The sequence below is a fragment of the Methylomonas sp. LL1 genome (assembly GCF_015711015.1).
GTDB lineage: Bacteria > Pseudomonadota > Gammaproteobacteria > Methylococcales > Methylomonadaceae > Methylomonas.
On sequence record NZ_CP064653.1, the window covers coordinates 4,478,303 to 4,500,301 of the forward strand.

General features: G+C 53.2%; 18 protein-coding genes. 15 read left to right on the forward strand and 3 right to left on the reverse strand.

Features of this window, described 5'->3' with window-relative positions:
• The first annotated feature begins 212 nt into the window (after positions 1-212).
• From IVG45_RS21030 to IVG45_RS21050, 5 genes are all read left to right on the forward strand, one after another.
• A complete protein-coding gene (locus IVG45_RS21030) occupies positions 213-551 on the forward strand; it encodes a P-II family nitrogen regulator (protein ID WP_196435700.1) in 339 nt (112 codons plus the stop codon).
• 22 nt (positions 552-573) lie between these two features.
• On the forward strand, positions 574-1,965 hold the full coding sequence (locus IVG45_RS21035; protein WP_196435701.1) for an ammonium transporter: 1,392 nt from the start codon (positions 574-576) through the stop codon (positions 1,963-1,965).
• 174 nt (positions 1,966-2,139) lie between these two features.
• Complete coding sequence (locus IVG45_RS21040) at positions 2,140-2,478, forward strand: P-II family nitrogen regulator (protein ID WP_196435702.1); 339 nt, start codon at positions 2,140-2,142, stop codon at positions 2,476-2,478.
• A gap of 107 nt (positions 2,479-2,585) precedes the next feature.
• A complete protein-coding gene (locus IVG45_RS21045; RefSeq protein WP_196435703.1) occupies positions 2,586-3,878 on the forward strand; it encodes an ammonium transporter in 1,293 nt (430 codons plus the stop codon).
• 87 nt (positions 3,879-3,965) lie between these two features.
• Positions 3,966-4,730 carry an inositol monophosphatase family protein gene (locus IVG45_RS21050; protein WP_196435704.1) on the forward strand — a complete coding sequence of 255 codons (765 nt, stop codon included), beginning with the start codon at positions 3,966-3,968 and terminating at the stop codon, positions 4,728-4,730.
• Positions 4,731-4,912: 182 nt separating this feature from the next.
• Here IVG45_RS21050 and IVG45_RS21055 read toward each other — a convergent pair whose 3' ends face one another.
• Positions 4,913-5,491, reverse strand: coding sequence for an ANTAR domain-containing response regulator (locus tag IVG45_RS21055; protein WP_196435705.1), 579 nt, complete (start codon positions 5,489-5,491; stop codon positions 4,913-4,915).
• 2 nt (positions 5,492-5,493) lie between these two features.
• Entirely contained in the window at positions 5,494-6,972 is a 1,479-nt protein-coding gene (locus IVG45_RS21060) for an MFS transporter (protein ID WP_196435706.1), read from the reverse strand.
• A 504-nt stretch (positions 6,973-7,476) separates the two neighbouring features.
• Here IVG45_RS21060 and nirB point away from each other — a divergent pair.
• The 9 genes from nirB to IVG45_RS21105 all read left to right on the forward strand — a co-directional run bounded on the left by nirB (position 7,477) and on the right by IVG45_RS21105 (position 19,278).
• On the forward strand, positions 7,477-10,017 hold the full coding sequence (nirB, locus tag IVG45_RS21065; protein WP_196435707.1) for a nitrite reductase large subunit NirB: 2,541 nt from the start codon (positions 7,477-7,479) through the stop codon (positions 10,015-10,017).
• 1 nt (position 10,018) lies between these two features.
• Positions 10,019-10,351: a nitrite reductase small subunit NirD gene (nirD, locus tag IVG45_RS21070; RefSeq protein ID WP_196435708.1), complete on the forward strand. Its 333-nt coding sequence runs from the start codon at positions 10,019-10,021 to the stop codon at positions 10,349-10,351.
• Positions 10,352-10,354: 3 nt separating this feature from the next.
• Entirely contained in the window at positions 10,355-11,272 is a 918-nt protein-coding gene (locus IVG45_RS21075) for a PhzF family phenazine biosynthesis protein (protein ID WP_196435709.1), read from the forward strand.
• 200 nt (positions 11,273-11,472) lie between these two features.
• Positions 11,473-12,543, forward strand: a complete 1,071-nt coding sequence (glnL, locus tag IVG45_RS21080; RefSeq protein ID WP_196435710.1) for a nitrogen regulation protein NR(II) — start codon at positions 11,473-11,475, stop codon at positions 12,541-12,543.
• Positions 12,544-12,579: 36 nt separating this feature from the next.
• Entirely contained in the window at positions 12,580-13,998 is a 1,419-nt protein-coding gene (gene ntrC, locus IVG45_RS21085; RefSeq protein WP_196435711.1) for a nitrogen regulation protein NR(I), read from the forward strand.
• Positions 13,999-14,095: 97 nt separating this feature from the next.
• A complete protein-coding gene (locus tag IVG45_RS21090) occupies positions 14,096-15,454 on the forward strand; it encodes a hypothetical protein (protein WP_196435712.1) in 1,359 nt (452 codons plus the stop codon).
• 26 nt (positions 15,455-15,480) lie between these two features.
• On the forward strand, positions 15,481-15,981 hold the full coding sequence (locus IVG45_RS21095; protein ID WP_196435713.1) for a hypothetical protein: 501 nt from the start codon (positions 15,481-15,483) through the stop codon (positions 15,979-15,981).
• 484 nt (positions 15,982-16,465) lie between these two features.
• A complete protein-coding gene (locus IVG45_RS21100; protein ID WP_230874679.1) occupies positions 16,466-17,956 on the forward strand; it encodes an alkaline phosphatase D family protein in 1,491 nt (496 codons plus the stop codon).
• A gap of 92 nt (positions 17,957-18,048) precedes the next feature.
• On the forward strand, positions 18,049-19,278 hold the full coding sequence (locus IVG45_RS21105) for a glycerophosphodiester phosphodiesterase (protein ID WP_196435715.1): 1,230 nt from the start codon (positions 18,049-18,051) through the stop codon (positions 19,276-19,278).
• Positions 19,279-19,709: 431 nt separating this feature from the next.
• Here the strand turns inward: IVG45_RS21105 and IVG45_RS21110 are convergent, their stop codons facing one another.
• Complete coding sequence (locus IVG45_RS21110; RefSeq protein ID WP_196435716.1) at positions 19,710-21,353, reverse strand: alpha-keto acid decarboxylase family protein; 1,644 nt, start codon at positions 21,351-21,353, stop codon at positions 19,710-19,712.
• A gap of 307 nt (positions 21,354-21,660) precedes the next feature.
• On the opposite strand from IVG45_RS21110, the gene IVG45_RS21115 reads away from it, so the two are divergent.
• Positions 21,661-21,801, forward strand: a complete 141-nt coding sequence (locus IVG45_RS21115; protein WP_196435717.1) for a hypothetical protein — start codon at positions 21,661-21,663, stop codon at positions 21,799-21,801.
• Positions 21,802-21,999 lie beyond the last annotated feature (198 nt).

A 21,999-nucleotide genomic window follows, 5' to 3' on the forward strand; every position in this document is an offset into this window, starting at 1 on the left:
TATAACGTTTGCTAGAAGGACTAGCCGGCGGTTATGTAGGCTGTGTCAGCGTGGTGCGAGACGAATTTGTTCGCACCATGGCAGTGCGAATGTGTGGCTGTTTGTGGGGTTGATTTTAATAAAGCGTTAAAAATCATGTTGATAGTTACTGGCATGTATCATGCTTGTGTTGTTGTGGGATTTTACTAACTCAAGCAACGAGGTGTTGAATTATGAAACTGATTACAGCAGTTGTTAAGCCGTTTAAGCTCGACGACGTGCGTGAAGCGTTGTCGGATATTGGCGTATCCGGGGTGACCGTGACCGAGGTGAAGGGTTTTGGTCGCCAGAAAGGCCATACCGAACTTTATCGCGGCGCCGAATACGTGGTCGACTTTTTGCCCAAGGCCAAAATCGAAGTGGCGGTCGGCGATAGTCTGGTGGAGCAAGCCGTCGAAGCCATCGTCAAAGTAGCCAATACCGGCAAAATCGGCGACGGCAAAATTTTCGTGACCAATTTAGAGCAGGTTGTCCGGATCAGAACCGGTGAATCCGGCGAAGAAGCACTTTAATCGATAAAGAGGGGAAATAATTATGAAACAACTTTTATTAGGCTCGGTGCTGTTTGCGCTACTGGGTTTCTCGGGTCTCGGCATGGCTGAAGAAGTGGCGGCTCCCACCGTCAATAAGGGCGACACTGCCTGGATGATCGTCGCAACCGTGTTGGTGGCATTGATGGTGATTCCCGGTTTGGCGTTGTTCTACGGCGGGATGGTGCGCGCCAAGAACATGTTGTCGGTGTTGATGCAAGTTTTCGTGATTTTTTCACTGACCGCGATTTTATGGGCAATCTACGGCTACAGCGTGGCCTTTACCGAAGGCAATGCCTTTTTCGGTGGCTTCAGCAAAGCCTTTTTGAGCGGAATCACGCCCGACTCGATGGCGGCCACCTTCAGTAAGGGCGTTTACGTTCCCGAATATATTTACGTGGCCTTCCAGCTGACTTTTTCAGCGATTACTCCGGCTTTGATCATCGGTGCGTTCGCGGAACGGGTTAAATTCTCGGCGGTGCTGGTGTTTACCGTGTTGTGGTTTAGTTTCACTTATTTACCGATGGCGCACATGGTTTGGTACTGGGCCGGTCCGGATGCCTATACCGATCAAGCCGCGGCGGACGCGGCCGGTGCGACTGCGGGCTTTTTGTTCCAAAAAGGCGCCTTGGATTTCGCCGGCGGCACCGTGGTGCACATCAACGCCGGGATTGCCGGTCTGGTGGGTTGCTTGATGATAGGCAAGCGTATCGGTTACGGCAAGGAATTCATCGCCCCGCATAGCGTGACCATGAATATGATCGGTGCTTCCCTGTTGTGGATAGGCTGGTTCGGTTTTAATGCCGGTTCCAACCTGGAAGCCAATGGTCTGGCGGCGTTGGTATTCGTCAATACCTTGTTGGCCGCGGCGGCCGCGACTTTGTCCTGGGTGGCGGCCGAATGGCTGGTGCGTGGCAAACCTAGCATGCTGGGCGCGACTTCCGGCGCGGTTGCGGGTTTGGTGGCGATTACTCCGGCTTGCGGTTGGGCCGGTCCAATGGGTTCTATTTTTCTGGGACTGGTGGTCGGCGCGGTCTGCTTCTGGACCGTCACTCGCCTGAAACATATATTGGGTTATGACGATTCGCTGGATGCGTTTGGCGTGCATGGCGTGGGCGGTATCATCGGCGCACTCGGTACCGCGGTAGTTGCCAGTCCCGCACTGGGCGGCACCGGGGTTTGGGATTATGTCGCCAACGCGGTGGCGGAATACAGCTTGTTTACCCAATTGACCAGCCAAGCCTGGGGCGTGGCTGTCGCCATCGTCTGGTCGGGCATCGGTTCTTTCATCGCTTTCAAGATCGCCGATGTGATGGTGGGTCTGAGAGTAGAAGAAGCCACGGAACGTCAAGGTCTGGATGTTACCGAGCATGGTGAATCGGCCTACAACCTTTGATTCTTGTTACCGCTTAGCATGATAGGAACGGGTGTCCAGTAATGGCCGCCCGTTTGCCGTTTTTGAAGCGAGTCTTCAAGCGGGCCGTAAACCGGCTAAATTGTAGGTTGCGGCGGAATTCTTTATCATGAAGGCAGTGGGCAAAACGTTTTTAACTAATCAATTGGGGAAAGCATGAAACTAATTACTGCGATTATCAAACCGTTCAAGTTGGACGATGTGCGCGAAGCCTTGTCCGAAATCGGCGTCGCTGGTGTCACGGCCACCGAAGTCAAAGGCTTCGGTCGGCAAAAAGGCCATACCGAGTTATACCGCGGCGCCGAATATGTGGTGGATTTTTTACCTAAGGTCAAATTGGAAATCGCCGTCGCCGATCATGTCGTCGATCAAGCGGTCGAGACCATCGTCAAGGCGGCCAATACCGGCAAGATCGGCGACGGCAAAATCTTCGTCACCAACTTGGAACAGATCATCCGCATCAGAACCGGCGAAACCGGAGAGGATGCGATTTAACATTTAATCGAATCAACTCGGCAGTACCAATGCAAATCGCCGGGCTTTACAGCCCAGGCGATTTTGTCGTTTTAGCCGCCGGGTTAAAAAAAAAATTTTGACCCACTATGACAATAATAATTAGAGCCTTAAAGCTCGCACTACTCACCTTTTTGTTGCCCGCTCAAGCTTATGCCGACGGGTTAAACCAAGCCAACACCGTCTGGGTTTTAACCTCCAGCGCGCTGGTGTTGTTCATGACCATTCCGGGACTATCGCTGTTTTATGGCGGCCTGGTTCGCAGTAAAAACGTACTGTCGGTGCTGATGCAATGTTTTGCGATTACCTGTCTGGTATCGTTGCTATGGCTGGCCGGCGTTTATAGCTTTGTTTTCGCCGATGGCGGCGATTGGCAACAATTTTTGGGCGGCGGCGCCAAGGTTTTTTTGCCTGGGATGGGAAGCGGAGCCATGACCGGCGACATTCCCGAAATCGTGTTTTTCCTGTTTCAAATGACTTTTGCGATCATCACGCCGGCATTGATCATCGGTGGTTTCGCCGAGCGGATGAAGTTTTCCGCCATGCTGTGGTTCAGCTCCTTGTGGTTGATCGTGGTCTACATGCCGATTTGCCATTGGATTTGGGGTGGCGGTTGGCTGGCGCAACTCGGGGTCAAGGATTTTGCCGGCGGCATCGTGATTCACGTTAATGCCGGCGTCGCCGCGCTGGTAGCCGCGCTGGTGTTGGGCCGCAGACGCGGTTTTCCGACCGTGGCCATGATGCCGCATAACATGACCATGGTGGTGACCGGCGCCGGCATGCTGTGGTTCGGCTGGTTCGGTTTCAATGGCGGTAGCGCCTTGAAAGCCGACGGTAGCGCGGGGATGGCGATTGTGGTGACTCATATTGCCGCCGCCGCCGGATCGCTGACCTGGATGACCATCGAATGGCTGCGTTTCGGCAAACCCAGCGTGTTGGGTATCGTCACCGGCATGGTGGCGGGTTTGGGCACCATCACGCCCGCCTCGGGCTATGTGGGGCCGGTCGGCGGACTGGTGATCGGCATCGTTGCCGGCGCGGTGTGTTTTTATGCCACCCAATACATCAAACGCGGTTTGAAAATCGACGACTCGTTGGACGTGTTTCCGGTGCATGGCGTCGGTGGTTGCGTCGGCTCGCTGTTGACCGGCGTGTTTGCCGCCGAAAGTTTTGGCGGACTGGGGCTGAATGGCGTCAGTATAGGCAATCAAGTCGCGGTACAGGCGCTGGCGGTTGCCGTTACCGCCATTTGGAGCGGCTTATTCAGTTACCTGCTATTAAAATTGATCGACAAGTTCATCAGTCTGCGGGTTAGCGAAGACGAGGAAGTTCAAGGCCTGGACATTGCCCTGCATGAAGAGACCGGCTATCACAACCTGTAATCAAAGGCGCTCCGGGTTACAATAGGCATTTGTTTGGCGAACAGGATGATAGCCGTCCTGTTCGCCGCTGCCATCACCCGAGAAAACATGCCAATCAATCTTGAAGCCCTGGAAAAAATCGTCCGCGCCGCCGGCGACGTGGCGATGCGTTATTTCAACGACCTCGACAAGCTCTCCGTCAGCAAAAAAAGTGCCCGCGACTTGGTTACCGATGCCGATGTCGCCGTGGAAAATTACCTAAAACAGGCTCTGGCCGAACATTGCCCGGAATACGGTTTTTGGGGCGAGGAAAGCGGACAGAGCGCCAATCAAATCAGCCGCTGGATCGTCGATCCGATCGACGGCACCCATTCCTTTTCCAAGGGTCAGTATTTTTGGGGCATCAGCGTCGCGCTGGAGATCGACGGCGAGCTGATGATGGGCGCTGTCTACGGTCCGGCGTTGGACGATTATTACTGCGCCGAGAAAGGCAAGGGCGCCTGGAAAAACGGCAAGCCGATCCGGGTATCCGACGAAACCAGTCTGGCCGACAGCATGGTATCCACCGGCTTTGCCTGCTTGCGCCAATATTTGCCGGACAACAATTTGCCACGTTTCGGGCGTATCGCCCAGGCTACCACCGGCCAGCGCCGTTTGGGTTCGGCCGCGCTGGACTTATGCACCGTGGCGGACGGCCAAGTCGATGCGTTTTGGGAGCAGGAATTGAATCTGTACGACGTCGCCGCCGGCGCGTTGATTGCCCGCGAAGCTGGTGCCAGTGTCACCGATTTCAAGGGTAACCCCGGCGTGTTTCCGAAACAAATACTGGCCACCAACGCTAAGATACTGGATCAGATTTTGCCGTTGATGTGAGCTTGGTTGAGCATGGATTGTAAACTAGCCGTTGGTTGAGCAAAGCAGAGGCCAACGGCAACATGCTGCTCGGGCTATATTTTCCGCGAAAAAGATACCCGGCCGGCGGGTCTTTTTTGTCCAATGCCGCTCGAAAACGGCGCAAGCGCGGGTTGCCGACAATACGCTAAATCACCTAATCGTCATTTAAACAGCTCGGCCATCGAAATCACGTTTTTGGCCATTTCGCCCAGCGAGACTTTCCTATCCATCGCTAGCTTGCGCAAGGCATGGTAGGCCTGATCCTCGCTGTAACCCTGGGATTTGATCAGGATTGCCTTGGCCCGATCGATCAACTTGCGTTCTTCCAGTTGGTCTTTGGTTTTTTTGAGTTCGTTCTTCAAGGCTTGCTGCTCCCTGAAGCGGGCAATCGCCACATCGATGATGGTCTTGATTCGTTTCGGCTCCAGGCCGTCGACGATGTATGCGCTGACGCCGGCCTTGATGACTTTATTGATGGTTTCGGTTTGCTGATCCTCGGCAAACATGATCACCGGCACCGAATGTTGTTGATTGATCTCCAGCATCATGTTCAATACCTTGTCATCCGGCGTATAAAGATTCAGCACCACCGCGTCGGGTTGCAGGGTTTTGACTACATCCAGCAGATTGAGCGCCCGCAATTTCAGGGTCGCCACCTGATAACCATGTTGTTTCAGGCTTTGTTCCAGAGCAAGATCGCTGTCGAATTCATCGACAACCAGGACTTTGAGCGGGTTCATGCTTATTCCAGTTCAATTCTGACGACAGTGCCGTCCGGCATGATTTCGGTGATGAAGTTTTTGGGCTCTTCAAGCGCGTAAACCAAGCCCAACAACAGCAAGCAGCACGCCCCCAGCATCAGAAAAAAACCGGTAGCGGATAGAAAGGTCAGCAATATCAGAAATACGATGGCTCCGGCATTGCCATAGGCGCCGACGATACCGGCCACTTCGCCGGTAATGGCCTGGCGGATCAACGGCACAAAGGCGAAAATCGCCCCTTCCGCCGCCTGCATGAACAGCGCGCAAATCAGGGTCACCAGTACCGCCAAGCCTATCGACCAATGCTCCGAAATCATCGCCATCAACAGATAGCCGCCCGCCAGCCCGGCGACGAATAGAGTCAGCGACAATTTGCGGCCGATTTTATCGCTTAGCCAGCCGCCGGCCGGGCGCGCGACGATATTGGTGATCACAAAGCTGGATGCCAAGAATCCCGCGTCCAGCATCGAAATGTTTTGAGTGACGCTGAAGGTGTTGAAGAAAAACATCGGCAACATCGACAGCACCGCCAGTTTGGAACCGAAGGTAATCAGATAAGCGATGGCTAGTATGAACACTTGCCGGTAGCGGTAATGATGAATGCTGGATATGGGCCGGCTTAGCCTCTCGGCGTTGTTGCTGACCAGTTGCCGGGCATGCAGTAAAAACACCAGCCAGATACCCAGATGAATCGAAAAAGCCCAGGTTTCGGACAGAATCGGCATTCGCAAGGCCGACAACTTCCAGGTCAACAGCGACAACGAGGCATACAGCGGCAATAGGCTGAGCATATATAGGAATAAATCGTTAATACTGCTGACTTCCATGGTGGTGGCGCGCTTGCTTTTTAATCCGGCCAGTTGCTTGGGCAGGTTTTCCACGTTGCGGTAATAGACCACCGAATACAGCAGCGCCAGCATCCCGGTCAGCGCTATCGCATAGCGCCAGCCGTTTTCCGCGCCGAAATACAACGCCAGACCGGGCAAAAATATCGCCGCTACCGCCGAACCGAAATTGCCCCAGCCGGCATAAATACCTTCGGCAGTCCCCATTTGGCTGGATGGAAACCAGTCGCCGATGATACGCACGCCCACCACGAAGCCGGCGCCGATGAAACCGAGCAAAAACCGCGACCAGGCCAGCTCGGCAAAATTTTCCGCCAGCGCAAACATGAAGCAAGGCAGGCTGCACACCGCCAGTAATACGCTGTAACTGATTCTGGCTCCGAAACGGTCGACTATCATGCCGATGATGACCCGGGCCGGGATAGTCAGAGCCACATTCAGCAACAGAATGATCTCGACTTGCGAATCGCTGATGCCGAGATCCTGTTTGATCAGCATCATCAACGGCGCATGGTTAAACCAGACCACAAAGCTGATAAAAAACGCCATCCAACTCATGTGCAGTATTTTGGTTTTACCCTGCATGGATAGCTGTTTAAGGGAAGCGATAGACATGGTTGATTCCGAATGTTGGCCGTATGCGCATTTATGCAGTTAGCATGCCATAGGCCCGTCACGCGTCATGAATCGATCATGGGTATGTTTGTAGGGGGGGGCTTTAGCCGCGACTGAAGTATTAATCGAGACTAAAGCTCCTCCCACGGCATTATTTAGATTCGGTATGTGTTTCAGTTGAACCAATATGGTGCAATTTACCCACAAAACTGCATTATTTGAGTGCGATACCGACCGAGGATGTCGACTGTTTTGGTATGGCGTCCCGGAAATTCGTGATCTTTAGGATTTGGCATTCATATTGCTGTTATTAAGTTAAGTCTCCCGCTGAGCTTACCTTGTCATACCTAACTGGACAAAGGCGTCCTGATTGAATGAGTTCCTCATTTCAATTCAGGCCGCCTTTTTTTTTGCCCAAAATAAGGCGAGCCATGCGGGCCGGGATTATGCGGCCGCGTCTGTCGCGGATGCGGTGGGATAAATCAATATCAGTAGAGGTCAGGCATGAATACGAAACAAACCTTGGTTGTCATCGGTAACGGCATGGTCGGTCAGCACTTTCTGGCCGAATTGGTCAACAGCCCAGCGCAGCGGCAGTACCGCGTGGTCATCTTTTGCGAGGAACCCAGAGCGGCGTACGATAGGGTGCATTTGTCGGAGTATTTTTCCGGTAAAACGGCCGAGGATTTGTCTCTGGTCAGCGATGGGTTTTTCGCCGAACACGGCATTGAAATTTTTCTGGGCGACAGGGCCGCCAGCATCGACCGTCAGCATAAAATGGTCACTTCCGCTCAAGGCCAAGTGATTGCCTACGACAAACTGGTGCTGGCCACCGGCTCCTATCCGTTCGTGCCGCCGGTACCGGGGCATGAACGCCGGCAGTGCCTGGTCTACCGGACTATCGAAGATTTGGAAGCCATCCGGGCCGCCGCGGCAACATCCAAGGTCGGCACCGTGGTCGGCGGCGGCTTGCTGGGTTTGGAGGCCGCCAAAGCCTTGAAGGATTTGGGTCTTGACACCCATGTGGTGGAATTCGCGCCGCGGCTGATGGCCGTGCAACTGGACGATGGCGGCGGCGCGATGTTGAAACACAAAATTCAGGCGCTGGGCGTCAATGTGCATTTAAACAAGAACACCTCGCTGATCGACGACGGTGAGCGTTGTCTGCATAAAATGAACTTCGCCGACGGCGAAGTGCTGGAAACCGACATCATTCTGTTTTCCGCCGGCATCCGTCCGCGCGACGACATCGCCCGTGCTTGTAGTCTGGAGGTTGGTCCGCGCGGCGGCATCGTCATCGATAATCAATGCCGCACTTCCGATCCGGATATTTACGCCATCGGCGAATGCGCGCTATGGAACGGCCAAATTTTCGGTTTGGTTGCCCCCGGATACAGCATGGCCAGGACCGTGGTCGCCGATTTGTCCGGCGGCGAAGCCAGCTTTACCGGCGCCGACATGAGCACCAAGCTGAAATTGATGGGCGTCGACGTGGCCAGCATCGGCGATGCGCACGCCAGAACCCAGGGCGCGCTGGTTTACACCTATCAAAACGGTTCCAGCGAAATTTACAAACGGCTGGTCGTCAGCCAGGACAAAAAACAGTTGTTGGGCGCGGTACTGGTGGGGGAAGCCTCGGCTTACGGCACCTTGCTGCAATATTGCCTGAACGGCATAACCTTGCCGGAAAATCCGGACAGCTTGATACTGCCGCAATCCTCGGGCGCGCCGGTGAGTCTGGGGCCGGATGCCCTGCCGGCCACGGCGCAAATTTGTTCCTGCCATAATGTCAGCAAAGCCCAGGTTTGTAGCGCGATAGAGGCCGGCTGCACCAGTATGGGGCGGCTGAAAACCGAAACCAAAGCCGCCACCGGCTGCGGCGGCTGTTCGGCGTTGTTGAAGTCGGTATTGGATTGCGAACTGGGTAAACTGGGCGTCGAAGTCAGCACCGATATTTGCGAGCATTTTCCGCATACCCGGCAGGACTTGTACAACCTGGTGATGGTGGAACAAATCAAAACCTTCGACGAATTGCTGGACAAGCACGGCCAGGGTTTGGGCTGCGAAGTGTGCAAGCAGGCGGTCGGTTCGATTCTGGCCTCATACTGGAACGATTATATTCTGGAAAAACCGCATATCGGCCTGCAGGATACCAACGACATCTTTTTGGCCAACATGCAAAAAGACGGCACCTATTCGGTGGTACCGCGCATCGCCGGCGGCGAGATCACGCCGGACGGTTTGATCGTGCTGGGCCGGGTAGCGAAAAAATACGGCCTGTATACCAAAATCACCGGCGGCCAACGAGTGGATTTATTTGGCGCCAGGGTCGAGCAACTGCCGTCGATCTGGAAAGAGTTGATAGCCGCCGGGTTCGAGTCGGGCCATGCCTATGGTAAATCCCTGCGCACGGTCAAGTCTTGCGTCGGCAGCACCTGGTGCCGGTTCGGCGTAGATGACAGCGTCGGCTTGGCCATCGAACTGGAAAACCGTTACAAAGGCCTGCGCGCGCCGCATAAAATCAAATTCGCCGTGTCAGGTTGCACCCGGGAATGCGCCGAAGCTCAAGGCAAGGACATCGGCGTGATCGCCACCGAAAACGGCTGGAATTTATATGTCTGCGGTAACGGCGGCATGAAGCCGCGTCACGCCGACCTGTTTGCCACCAATCTGAGCAAGGATACGCTGATCCAATACATAGACCGGGTACTGATTTTTTATGTGCGCACCGCGGCGCGATTGCAGCGGACTTCAGTCTGGATGGAAAACCTGGAAGGCGGTCTGGATTATCTGAAATCGGTGGTGATCGAAGACCGGCTGGGTATCGCCGGTCAACTGGAACAGCAGATGCGGCACGTGATCGACACCTATCAATGCGAATGGAAAACCACGTTGGAAGACGAGAACAGGCTGAAACGCTTCCGCCATTTCGTCAATAGCGATCAAACCGACGATAACGTGGTATTTGTGCAGGAGCGCGGCCAGATTCGTCCGGCCAATGAACAGGAACGCAAGCACTTCAAATTGATCGAGGAGGCGGCATAATATGAGTGGATGGATCAATGTCTGTGATATTGCCGATTTGCAGGACGACTCCGGTATCTGTGTGTTGGCGCAAGGCCGGCAGATAGCCATTTTCTACCTGCCCAAATTAAAGGCGGTTTATGCTATCGGCAATTACGACCCCTTCAGCCGGGCCAATGTGCTGTCGCGCGGCATGGTTGGGGATTTGGGCGGGCAGCCGATGCTGGCCTCGCCGATGTACAAGCAGCACTTCCATCTCGCAACCGGTGTTTGTTTCGAGGATGCCAATGTCAGCGTGCCCAGCTACCCGGTTAGGGTCGAAAATAACCGCGTGCTTATCAATGTGTCGGAGTAGACCATGAAATTCCAGTATTACATCGCCGACGTGTTCACTCAGCAGATTTTCAACGGTGCGCAAATTGCGGTGTTTCCCAACGCCGACGGCTTGAATGTCGACAAGATGGCCGCAATTGCCAGGGAAATGAACTTGTCGGAAACGGTGTTTATATTCCACAGGCTTCATAGCGACAACCTGCGCAGGATGCGAATTTTTTCGCCGTTAAAGGAAATCGATTTCGGCGGACATACCATCATCGCAGCCGCTTATGTGCTGGCCGAATGCGGCGATATTGGCCTGAACGCGCCTGTAACCCAGGTACTCTTCGAACAGAATGTCGGTGCCATCGAAGTCAATATTTCCAGCGAAAACGGCAAACCCAGTTTTGTGCAATTCAGCCGTAGCGTCAGCGCCATCGTCGACCGTTTCGCTCCCAGCGATGAAGAACTCTGCCGGTTTTTAGGCCTGCAAGCGGCGGATCTGGATCATAAAAAATATTCGCCGCGCCTGGTATCCTGCGGCTTTCCGTATTTGATCGTGCCGGTCTGGAATTATGAATCGGTGCGTAAAGCCCGCTTCAATTATCTGGCCTGGAGCGAATCGGCCGCGCCGCAAACCGCCGCCCAGGAAATTTTGTTGTTTGCACCCAAATCGCCTAATCCGGAGGCGGACTTCAATGCCCGGTTGCTGGGTCCCAATATCGGCTTACAGGCCGACCCTCCGGTTGGTAGCGCGATGCCGGCGTTTTGCGCTTATCTGTGTTCGTTCGAACGTACACAAAAAGGCACCCATAGCTTTTCGGTGGAGCGCGGCGACGTTGCCAGTCGGCGCAGCCTGATTCAATTGGAAATGGATAATAAGCAACAGGAAAATCTGATGGTCAGGATAGGCGGGCGGGCGGTTTTGTTTGCCGAAGGCACCATTCATCTGCCGGCTTGAGCCGCAGCTATCGACAGAATAACCCATAAACAGCGGTTGCAACACTCGGTTGCACCTTAAAAGTTCACAGCCGGCCTAAATTGCACCATAATGGAGCGGTCTGGGTGGTTTTCGGCGGTTCGGCTAGCGCCACGGCTTCCGGGCGGGTTGGCGCTTAAATTGCTAGGCAATCATTAGCCAATTTATAACTTGCTTATACTGTGTATAAAAAAATACTTGATCATCTCAACGAAGCGATCCTGCTATTCGACAGGGATTTACGCCTGACTTATATCAATCCGGCCGGCGAAATGCTGTTCGCCGATAGCGCCAAGCATTTGGTCGGCAATCCGGCCCGGAAGCTGTTCAAGACCGCTCATCACGGCCTGTTTTCCGATCTTGTGTCGCGGTTGAATCAGAACGAGCCGTTAGTGGACAGAGAATTGATACTGGAATGCATGAATCAATCGATTACGGTAAACCTGAGCGCCACGCCGATATTGGAGAACGGCGAACTGGCCGAAATCCTGATTGAATTGCAACAGGTCGACAGGCATTTACGCATCACCAAGGAAGAGCAAATTCTGGCGCAACAAAATACCAGCAGGATGTTGGTGCGCGGCCTGGCGCACGAAATCAAGAACCCGTTGGGCGGCTTGCGCGGCGCGGCCCAACTATTGGCACTCGAGCTGCACGATCCGGAGCTGAAGGAATACACCCAGATCATCATTGCCGAATCCGATCGCTTGCAAGAGCTGATGGATAAAATGCTCGGTCCCAACAAACCGGCTCACAAGAGCCCGTTGAACATCCATGAAGTATTGGAGAGAGTTAGACAGCTGGTCGCGGTCGAGGCCGGTAGCAGCATCATTCTGCAAACGGATTACGATCCCAGCATTCCCGAATTGTTTGCCGATAAAAATCAATTGATTCAGGCCTTGCTGAATATCGTCCGCAATGCGATACAAGCGATCCAAACCGTCGGCACGATCATCCTGAAAACGCGGGTTCAACGCCACATGACCATAGGCCGTAAACGTTACAAGTTGACCGTCAAAATCGATGTTATCGATAACGGTCCGGGGATCGAGCCCCGTCTGATGGGACAGATTTTTTACCCGATGATTACTGGTAGGGCCGAAGGCACCGGACTCGGCCTTTCGATCGCACAATCCTTGATCAACCAACACAACGGCCTAATAGAATGTGAAAGCGAACCCGGAAATACGGTTTTCTCCATTTATTTGCCGTTGGTGGATAGCCGCGACAACTTAATAGCTAATCACAAATAAAGTTTATTTTACCAACCCAAGTTTTGGAGACACCTCATGTCACTGCCAGATAAAGTCTGGATTGTCGATGACGACAAATCAATCCGCTGGGTTCTTGAAAAAGCCTTGCAGAAAGCCAACATCGACACCCGTTGTTTTGCCAACGCATCGGATTTATTAAAGGAATTGCATGCGGACTTGCCGCACGTTCTGATCACCGATATTCGCATGCCCGGCATGGATGGATTCGAGCTGCTGAAGAAAATCCAGCAGGATTATCCGTCGTTGCCGGTGATTATCATGACGGCTCACTCTGATCTGGAAAGCGCGGTATCGGCTTTTCACGGCGGTGCCTTCGAATATTTACCCAAACCGTTCGACGTTAATGAAGTGGTCGAAACGGTGCAACGGGCTTGCATACACAGCAAACAGCAACAAAATACGATTCAATTGCAAGCGGAACAGATCGAGGATACACCGGAAATCATCGGCGAAGCGCCGGCGATGCAAGAAGTTTTTCGGGCGATCGGCCGCTTGGCCCGCTCGCATATCACCGTGCTGATCAATGGCGAGTCCGGCACCGGCAAGGAATTGGTGGCTAAAGCCCTGCATCGGCATAGTCCGCGGGTCGAGCAACCCTTCATTGCGTTGAATATGGCGGCCATTCCCAGGGATTTGATGGAGTCTGAGTTATTCGGTCACGAAAAGGGCGCGTTCACCGGCGCGCAAGCCCGCCGCGTCGGCCGCTTCGAGCAAGCCAATAACGGCACGCTGTTTTTGGATGAAATCGGCGACATGCCGGCCGAATTGCAAACCCGCTTGTTGCGGGTGTTGGCCGACAATGAGTTTTATCCGGTCGGGGCGCATGCGCCGATCAAGGTCAATGTCCGCATTATCGCCGCCACCCATCAAAATCTGGAAGTGCTGGTGGCGCAAGGCCGGTTTCGGGAGGATTTGTTCCACCGCCTGAACGTGATCCGCATTCATATTCCACCGCTGAGGGAGCGTCGCCAGGACATCGGATTGTTGATGCGGCATTTTCTGTATCAAAGCGGCAAGGAATTGGGTACCGAAGTTAAAACCTTGAAACCCGAGGCCGAAGCTTTTTTGAGCGGCTTGAAATGGCCGGGCAATGTACGGCAACTGGAAAATACCTGCCGCTGGCTGACCGTGATGGCGTCGGGCCGTGAAATTCATATCGAGGATTTGCCGCCCGAGTTGAGCCAAAGCGTCACGGAATCCGGTGGCGATGCGGCGCATGATGACTGGGAAAGCTTGCTGCAAAACTGGATCAAGCAGCAACTGGCGGCCGGCAAGCACGATGTCGCCAAACAGGCGATTGCCACTGTCGAAACCTTATTGATTCAAACCGCGTTGACGCACACCCACGGCAGAAAACACGAGGCCGCCTTGCTGCTGGGGTATGGCCGCAATACCTTGACCCGTAAACTGAAAGAGCTGGATATACAGGAGTAAAATAACCGAGCATTTAGAATTTTTATCTGCCGAAAGCATCGGTGTATACTCCCCGCATCGAAATCAACCTTTTTTAATACGGCAGGGTTTAAATCTCATGGCAGATAAAACGGTAAGCAAGCATCTGATCAATCTTGAAAAGCAATTTGCCACGAATGACCCGGTTTTACAGAAAGCGGTAAAGGTATTTCAAGAACTGGATGAGCTGGAACATGAAATGGCCTTGGTCGATAGCGACGAAACCACCGCTCGCCAGAGTTCCTGGTGGCCGCTGATCAGTACCGTGGGCGGCTATTCACCGGCGAAATCCGAATTTTTGAATCGTTTGCTCGATGCCCAGCTGAATACCACCCGCCATAAATTCACGGTACTGCAATATACCCCGCAAGCCAACAGCGCCACCTTGCCAGGCAGCGCGCTGGACGCCGATCATCGCCTGCCTTTCTACCAGATCAGCCGCGACATCGAACAGGTCAGCCCGGGCGAAGGCAGTAAGGTCAACAGCTATCTGGAACTGGTCACTGTCAACAGTAGCAAATTAAAAAACAAACTGGTGATCGATACTCCGGTACTCAACCCGGCCGCGGAAAATGCCGTTAACGCGCTGTTACGCCAACATGTCATCGCCATTTCGGATTTGGTGCTGGTATTTACCGATCTGTTTGAAACCGATCCGGAATTCAATAAGGATGCCATTGCCAGCATCATTCAGTATCAGGATACCAATAAGTTTCTGTTCGTGATCGACCATTCCGAATTGAATCTGAACGACCATAAAACCCATGAGATCATCATCTCCTGGCAAAGGCGTTTGAACGAGTTTGGCATTTTCACCGGCCAGTTCGTGGTGTTGTCGCAAAACGGCAACGCCAGCCAGATAGAGCAACGGATCAACAATCTGAATAACGACCGCTCCTATCGGGTTTTGGAATCCCTGGAAAACAGTATACGCGCGGTGGACGACGTCATCATGGTCGAGGTGGAAAGCGCGCTGGCAACCTGGAAGGAACGCTGCAATGCCACCACGCTGATTATTCTGAGCTTCATCATCATGCTGATTCTATTCGCCGAAATCGCGGTCGGTGTGCTCGATCTGTTTTTCGACCCTATCATCGGTCCGGCGATTATCGTGGGCCTGATTGCGTTGCTGACGCCTTTACATATCGTCGTCAGCCGGGTTCACGCCAAGTTCATTATCAATCAATTACATAAACGGCAAAAACAGCTCAATCTAAGCGAAGACCTGTCCGGATTGTTCGAAAAAAGCCTGACTTTCTGGCGCATCTTGTTACCGATTACCCAGCCGGTCGGTAAAACCAAGAAAAATCGCAAGAAATTAAACAGTTTGCTGGAACAAACCAAGGATTTGGTTCAAGCGCTGAACGACCAATTCAGCCGCAGCCAGTATCAGGACTATCATGCCCCGTATGACGCTCAAGTTGAAGAAGACTACTGATTCCAGCTTTCTGAAGAAGACCGATCATGGACATAATCAAACAGTATCTGGCACTGTGTTGGTTCAATGTTTCGCCTCTCGAGTTGCCCAGGTCAACAGCTTTTTTTAAGAACAACCTGATATTTAGTCTGCTGGTTTTCTTTTTCATCCAGTTCAACATGACGGATGAAATCGAGTCGATTACCGAAGTGGTGCTGGAAACCCTGTTGAACCTGGGTTTTATCGCGCTAACCCTGTGGCTGAACAAAAACATGCACACGTTCATACAAGTCGGTTCGGCGATTTTGTTTTGTGAAAATGTGGTGGCCGCGCTGATCATCCCGATCATGTTCTGGGCAACCGTGGCCGAAGACTGGCTGGGTTACGGCATGCTAGGGATAATGGTCTTATGGAACTGGGCGATGGTCGGCATCATTTTTAAGCAAGCGCTAAATATCACCACACTTGCCGGCTTGATCATGTCACTGTTTTACTTGCTGTTCAGTTTTGGTGGAGGCTTCGCGCTCAACAGCGTTGTCAGCGGTTAATTTAAATAAGGCGACATCCTAGCAAGATTGCTCCCATGTCGCCGATTGTATGTCTCCGGTCTAGGAGGGGCTTTAGCCGCGACGATAAGCCTTTGGTCGCGGCTAAAGCCCCTCTCACATCGCTCAACCGGTAATTTGTTTGTTACCGAATCCTGACTTTATCTCCAATCCATAGCAAACTCCGTCCCCGCTATCCTGCCTTGCCCAATTCGCCCTAGGTTTATCCCAACGATTATCTGAAACCTCGGGGGCTCATTCGCATCGGGCTCGAACCGAAGCCCGCCGTTGTCAAAATTTCTTAACCAAGCGGTAATCACCGTGTCATGGGCAGCTATCTACAATGCAGACTCCTTTGCCATCATCAGGAGTCAACGCTATGCCATGGTTTAATTGTCAATATTTTGGTCCGGGTCGGAGGCTGTCTCTACTCCCTTGGCCGTTACTGCTCGCGGCAAGTGTTTCTTTTGCCGGCGAAGGACCCAAAATGGATCAAGGGATACAGATCGGCGATTTGGCACCCGGACGCGCTATTGTCTGGAGCCGTGCCGATAGGCCTTCGCGCATGATGGTGGAATACGCCTACAACCCCGATTTCGAACATGCCGTCACGCTACGCGGCCCCTATGCCATGGAGAATAGCGATTACACCGCGAGGCAGGATTTAGTCGATTTGCCGGAAGGCAAGGATGTTTATGTCAAGGTCTGGTTCGAAGATCTGACCAACGAACGCAATCAAAGCGAGCCGGTGAACGGCCATTTTCATACCATCGGCAAACGTGACGATATCCGTTTCGTTTGGGGCGGCGATACAGCCGGTCAAGGCTGGGGTATCAACGAAAGCTTCGGCGGCATGAAAATCTACGAAACCATGCGCCTGACCAAGCCGCAATTTTTCTTGCAAAGCGGCGATAGCGTTTATTCCGATGGACCGATACCGGAAAGCAAGCCGGCCGAAAATGGACAAATCTGGACCAATTTAGTGACGCCCGAGGTAAGCAAGGTCGCCGAAACCCTGGCTGAATTCCGCGGCCGCTATAAATACAATTTTTTGGATGAAAATTTGCGCCGATTCAATGCCGAAGTGCCGCAAGTCTGGCAATGGGACGATCACGAAGTCGTCAACAACTGGTCGGATTCCAAGGACTTGAGCAACGATAGTCGCTACACGGTCAAGGACGTGCCGCTGCTGGTGGCTCGCGCAACGCGGGCGTTTCATGAGTATGCGCCGCTGCGTCCGCAAGATGGGGAAGAGTCGGAACGTATCTACCGCAAGATTTCCCACGGCAAATTATTGGATGTGTTCGTGCTGGATATGCGCAGTTATCGTGGCCCGAATACCGACAATCTGCAACCCCAACAAAATGCCGAAACCAGCTTTTTGGGTGAAAAGCAACTGGCTTGGTTGCGGCGGGAACTGCAAGATTCCCGCGCAACCTGGAAAGTCATTTCCGCCGATATGCCGATTGGGCTGAATATCGGCGATGGTGTCGATGCCGAAGGTAACGCCCGTTGGGAAGCGATTGCAAATGGCAACGACGGTCCGGCGGCCGGGCGGGAGCTGGAAATCGCCGGTTTGCTGAAGTTCATCAAACAGAAACACATCGATAATATCGTCTGGCTGACGGCGGACGTGCATTACGCGGCCGCGCATTATTACGACCCTAATCAAGCCGCTAGCCAAGACTTTTTGCCGTTTTGGGAATTCGTGGCCGGTCCTTTGAACGCGGGCTCGTTCGGACCCAACGGCACGGACGGGACCTTCGGTCCTCGGGTCGTATTCAGTAAGGCGCCAGCGCCGGGGCAAGTCAACTTGTCACCCTATGCCGGTTTGCAATTTTTCGGCGAAGTCAATATTGACCGCAAATCCAAGGCGATGACCGTGGCGTTGAAAGACATCAACGGTGATGTGGTGTTCGACAAAACCTTGTCCGCCGCCGGCGAGAATGGCTCGGACAGAACCAGGGATCGTGACTAAGGCCGGCCAACCACGGCGATGCCATCCCGTAAGGCCTTCAGCTTCATGATGGCATCGCGCTAAAAAAACTCAAGCAATCATAGGAAAATTTCATGTTACATTCGTTATCTAAAAGCGCGTTCTCGGCTTTGGCCGTCGCGGCATTGCTGACTACACAAAATCCGGTATGGGCCGAGGCTAAAATGGATCAATCGCCTATCGTCATCGGTCATCGAGGTGCCTCGGGTTATCGCCCGGAACATACCTTGGAAGGTTATGCGTTGGCCATCGAAATGGGCGCCGATTTCATCGAACCTGATCTGGTATTAACCAAGGATGGCCGAATGATTGCCCGTCACGAACCGATGATAGGTTCGACTACCGATGTCGCCAGTCATCCAGAATTCGCCGACCGTAAAACTAAGCGCATGGTCGATGGTGTCGAATACGACGACTGGTTCGCCAGCGACTTTACCTTGGCGGAAATTAAAACCCTGCGTGCCGTGCAAAGCCGTGCCGATCGCGATCAGCAATACAACGGCCTGTTTCGGATTCCGACTCTGGAAGAGGTGATTGCTCTGGCTAAAAGCAAAAGTCATGAAACCGGACATAGCATAGGCATTTATCCGGAAATCAAGCATTCCACCTACCATGCGACGCTCAAGGATGCTGAAAGCCGCTTGAGCTTCGGCAAGCATTTTTTCGAGGATAAGCTGTTGAAAGTCCTGCATCGAGCCTATAACAATAGCGCTTGCGCGCCGGTGTTCATCCAGTCGTTTGAAGTGGGTAATCTGCAATATTTGAGTCGTAAGACTCTCATTCAGTTAGTGCAACTGGTGGATGCCGACGATGTCAACGCCGACGGTTCGATGTCGTTGGTGCCGCCATATAAGCAGCCCTATGACTTGGTGGTGAAAGGCGACTCCCGCACCTTTGCCGATTTAGTTTCGGAAGATGGTCTTGATTTCGTGGCCAGTTATGCCGATGCCATCGGCCCCTGGAAGCCGTATTTACTGAAAACCGTGGCGGACGGCATCGATCGTGACGGCGACGGTGCTATCACCATCAACGATCGCCGTATCGAAGGCAGTACCGGTGTGATCGAAATGGCGCATGAGAAAGGCCTAAAAGTGCATACCTGGACCTTCCGCAATAATGCCAGCGGTTATGGCTTTGCCGATCCGAGAGCGGAAATGAGCTACTATTTCGAACTTGGTGTCGATGGTTTGTTCACCGATTTCCCCGATACCGGAGTCGAAGCGCGGGATGCATCCAGCAATGCCGGCGAAACCGGGCACTTTGGACACTGCGGTCGCGGCCACCCTAAAAACCATAAACAATAAACTAGGCTCTTTAACAGCGGGGCCGAAGCTTTCGTCTCCGCTCCATCAGTAACGATCCCGCCTGATATTTTGATTTCCCATCCCTGATGGCCCGGTTAGACCTCATCCACCGGGCTGGCGTAATACGTTTCATCGAATCATCCCTAAAGCGTCATCGATTCTTAACCATTTTGCCAGGCTAGACCGGGCACAATGAGTTGCGGCTTGCGGAATGTTTCGGTATTGAAATCCTTGGAGTGAACCTATTTGGTTTTACTCAATCGCCGAGCGGATTTTTCCGTGAGTCAGGCCGGGCTTTTAGCCTATTGACTGATATTGATAGAGAGACAATCCGAGCATGAGCGTAAACACATTGACCCGCTACCCGATGTTGGCGACGCTAACCGTAATCGGTACAATAGGCGTCGCCCAGGCAGTCACGCCGGTTTTCATTAGCCTTTCACCTTCGATTTCAAATGTTCCGCTAGACGTTTCATGGCCGAAGACGCGTCATCGGCCGCGAGATGGACGTTGATAATGCTTGGCATGTCGCTGTTGCTCAAGGCGTTCGTCAACGCCTGTTCGAACGCTTCTTCGGTACCAGCGTCGTAGCCCATTAAAGGGCCAAAGACTTCGCCCAACCGGTCGAATCGCCAGGGATTAATGTCATTGAAAGGCCCCTCGAGAATACAGCGTTCGGTGCTGTATCCACCATTGTTAAAAACCACCACGATAGGATTCAGGCCCAGGCGCGCATGCGTCGAAAGCTCGGTGCCGGTCATCTGAAACGCGCCATCTCCAACCAGAATCAGTGCGCGGTGGTCGGGGCGGGCAATTTGCGCGCCGAGCGCGGCGGGTACCGCAAAACCCATCGTGGTATAGAAAGCGGATGCCAGAAATTCGCTCTGTTCGTGTACCCGTAAATCAATAGCCGCAAACAGACAATCGCCGACATCGCAAACCACGATCATATCCTGACTTAGCGCCTGATTCAGTCGTCCGATCAATCTGGCGGTTGTAATCGGCCGGTCCGGTTCTGGAAACGCAACGGTATCCGCCGCCACGGTTGCGGGCGGAAACTTGCCGCCGGTTTTGACCGAACGCACTAATGCGCTTAAAAAGTCGTCTAACGCGACCCGAGGATAGCGATGAGCGCTGATCACAACCTCGTTTAATGCCGCGCGTATCATCGAATGCGGATCCAGTTTCGCGGTATAGATGCCGGTATCGACTTCGTTCAAGGTCACGCCCAACATCAGCAGTAAATCGGAATGCTCCACCGTGTAGCGTACCGATTCCGAACTCATCGCCCCTTCATAAATACCGAGATAGGCGGGATGCCTCTCGGCCATCACCGATTTACCGGTTAATGTGGCGACCACCGGTAGTCCGCTACGGTTGACCAGCTCTGCCAAGGCCTCCTGCAGGCCGCGCCGGTGTAACTCGATGCCCGCCACGATCATTGGCGAAACCGACTTAGCCAATAGTGCTTGGGCTTCCGCGATGGCTTCGGCTAAAGCGGTTTGATCGCTAGCAAATCTTTCCACGCTTTCAACCGGCATCGGATAGCCTTCGACCATCACCAAGTCGCGGGGAAGTTCTATATAGACCGGTTTACAAAACTGGCGCGCAGCCTCTATGGCATGGTCTATCTGACGAAAGGCTATGACAGGATCGTTAAGTACCACCGATGCGCAACAGATGCGCTCAAAAATTTCGCGCTGCAAGGTAAAGGGGCCAAACCGATGATGTATCAGGGGATCATTTTTTTGTTCACTGACGCCCGGTGCGCCGCTGATGATGATTACGGGCGAGGATTCCGCAAAGGCGCCGGCAATGGCGTTGACAGTATTTAACGCGCCAACGCCGTAAGTCACCGCCAGGGCTCCGATTCCGCGGCAGCGGGCGTAACCGTCGGCGGCAAAGGCGGCGGAATCTTCTCGCGTGGTGCCGATGTGGCGGACGGGGCTCTTGACCATCAGATCATAAAATCCCAGCACATAGTCGCCCGGAACGCCAAAGATATGCTGCACCCCCGCCTGGTAAAGGCGCTTGAGCAGGTACTGACCTATAGTGTCGGATTGAGCGGTACTCATGGCGATTATTTCAACCTCCGTACGGTGACATGGATTCATTTGAAATGGTCATTTTGTCCATCTAGCGCAACTATGCGTCCTGTTACGATCCTGGTAGCTGAACAAATATTCGGCGCCATTCAGGTTATTTATTCCTGGCAATCGCCTTCATGCAGGCGTTTATTGATGACTCCTGAAAATTAAGTGATTTTTAAGCCAGTCGGAGAAGAATGTGCCACAACTGAAATGATCCACAAAGGAGGACATATGTTCAGGTTTTTAACAGTAGTGGTAATTAGCTTGTTTTTTTCCGGCGCAGCGGTTGCGCATGATGATGACTGGGGACATAGACATCACCACCATCATCACCATCATAGACATGGCTACAACGCGTATTATCGACCCCATATGCCGCCAACAATGGGATATTATCCAGCGCCAATCCGGCATTATGGGCCGCCGCCGGTAAGGTATTACGAATACGAACGGTATGCGCCTAGGCATGAGTATCTCCCTAGGGAGCGCTGGTAGTCAATGAACACTAAAATTCGTTCAATGGTTATTGTCTTCAGCCTCGCTTTGATGTCTGGCTGCGTGGCCTACGCCCCTTATCCTGGATATTCAGGTAGTTATTATGGTGGCTATGGCTACGCCGCCCCCGTGGTGC

What these genes read in the sequence shown, in the direction of transcription:
- IVG45_RS21090 (WP_196435712.1), top strand. Translation starts at nt 14,096, where the DNA reads ATGGCAGATAAAACGGTAAGCAAGCATCTGATCAATCTTGAAAAGCAA.
- nirD (WP_196435708.1), top strand. Translation starts at nt 10,019, where the DNA reads ATGAGTGGATGGATCAATGTCTGTGATATTGCCGATTTGCAGGACGAC.
- IVG45_RS21030 (WP_196435700.1), top strand. Translation starts at nt 213, where the DNA reads ATGAAACTGATTACAGCAGTTGTTAAGCCGTTTAAGCTCGACGACGTG.
- IVG45_RS21050 (WP_196435704.1), top strand. Translation starts at nt 3,966, where the DNA reads ATGCCAATCAATCTTGAAGCCCTGGAAAAAATCGTCCGCGCCGCCGGC.
- IVG45_RS21075 (WP_196435709.1), top strand. Translation starts at nt 10,355, where the DNA reads ATGAAATTCCAGTATTACATCGCCGACGTGTTCACTCAGCAGATTTTC.
- IVG45_RS21055 (WP_196435705.1), bottom strand. Translation starts at nt 5,491, where the DNA reads ATGAACCCGCTCAAAGTCCTGGTTGTCGATGAATTCGACAGCGATCTT.
- IVG45_RS21095 (WP_196435713.1), top strand. Translation starts at nt 15,481, where the DNA reads ATGGACATAATCAAACAGTATCTGGCACTGTGTTGGTTCAATGTTTCG.
- IVG45_RS21110 (WP_196435716.1), bottom strand. Translation starts at nt 21,353, where the DNA reads ATGAGTACCGCTCAATCCGACACTATAGGTCAGTACCTGCTCAAGCGC.
- IVG45_RS21035 (WP_196435701.1), top strand. Translation starts at nt 574, where the DNA reads ATGAAACAACTTTTATTAGGCTCGGTGCTGTTTGCGCTACTGGGTTTC.
- nirB (WP_196435707.1), top strand. Translation starts at nt 7,477, where the DNA reads ATGAATACGAAACAAACCTTGGTTGTCATCGGTAACGGCATGGTCGGT.
- ntrC (WP_196435711.1), top strand. Translation starts at nt 12,580, where the DNA reads ATGTCACTGCCAGATAAAGTCTGGATTGTCGATGACGACAAATCAATC.
- IVG45_RS21100 (WP_230874679.1), top strand. Translation starts at nt 16,466, where the DNA reads ATGGATCAAGGGATACAGATCGGCGATTTGGCACCCGGACGCGCTATT.
- IVG45_RS21045 (WP_196435703.1), top strand. Translation starts at nt 2,586, where the DNA reads ATGACAATAATAATTAGAGCCTTAAAGCTCGCACTACTCACCTTTTTG.
- IVG45_RS21105 (WP_196435715.1), top strand. Translation starts at nt 18,049, where the DNA reads ATGTTACATTCGTTATCTAAAAGCGCGTTCTCGGCTTTGGCCGTCGCG.
- IVG45_RS21115 (WP_196435717.1), top strand. Translation starts at nt 21,661, where the DNA reads ATGATGATGACTGGGGACATAGACATCACCACCATCATCACCATCATA.
- IVG45_RS21060 (WP_196435706.1), bottom strand. Translation starts at nt 6,972, where the DNA reads ATGTCTATCGCTTCCCTTAAACAGCTATCCATGCAGGGTAAAACCAAA.
- IVG45_RS21040 (WP_196435702.1), top strand. Translation starts at nt 2,140, where the DNA reads ATGAAACTAATTACTGCGATTATCAAACCGTTCAAGTTGGACGATGTG.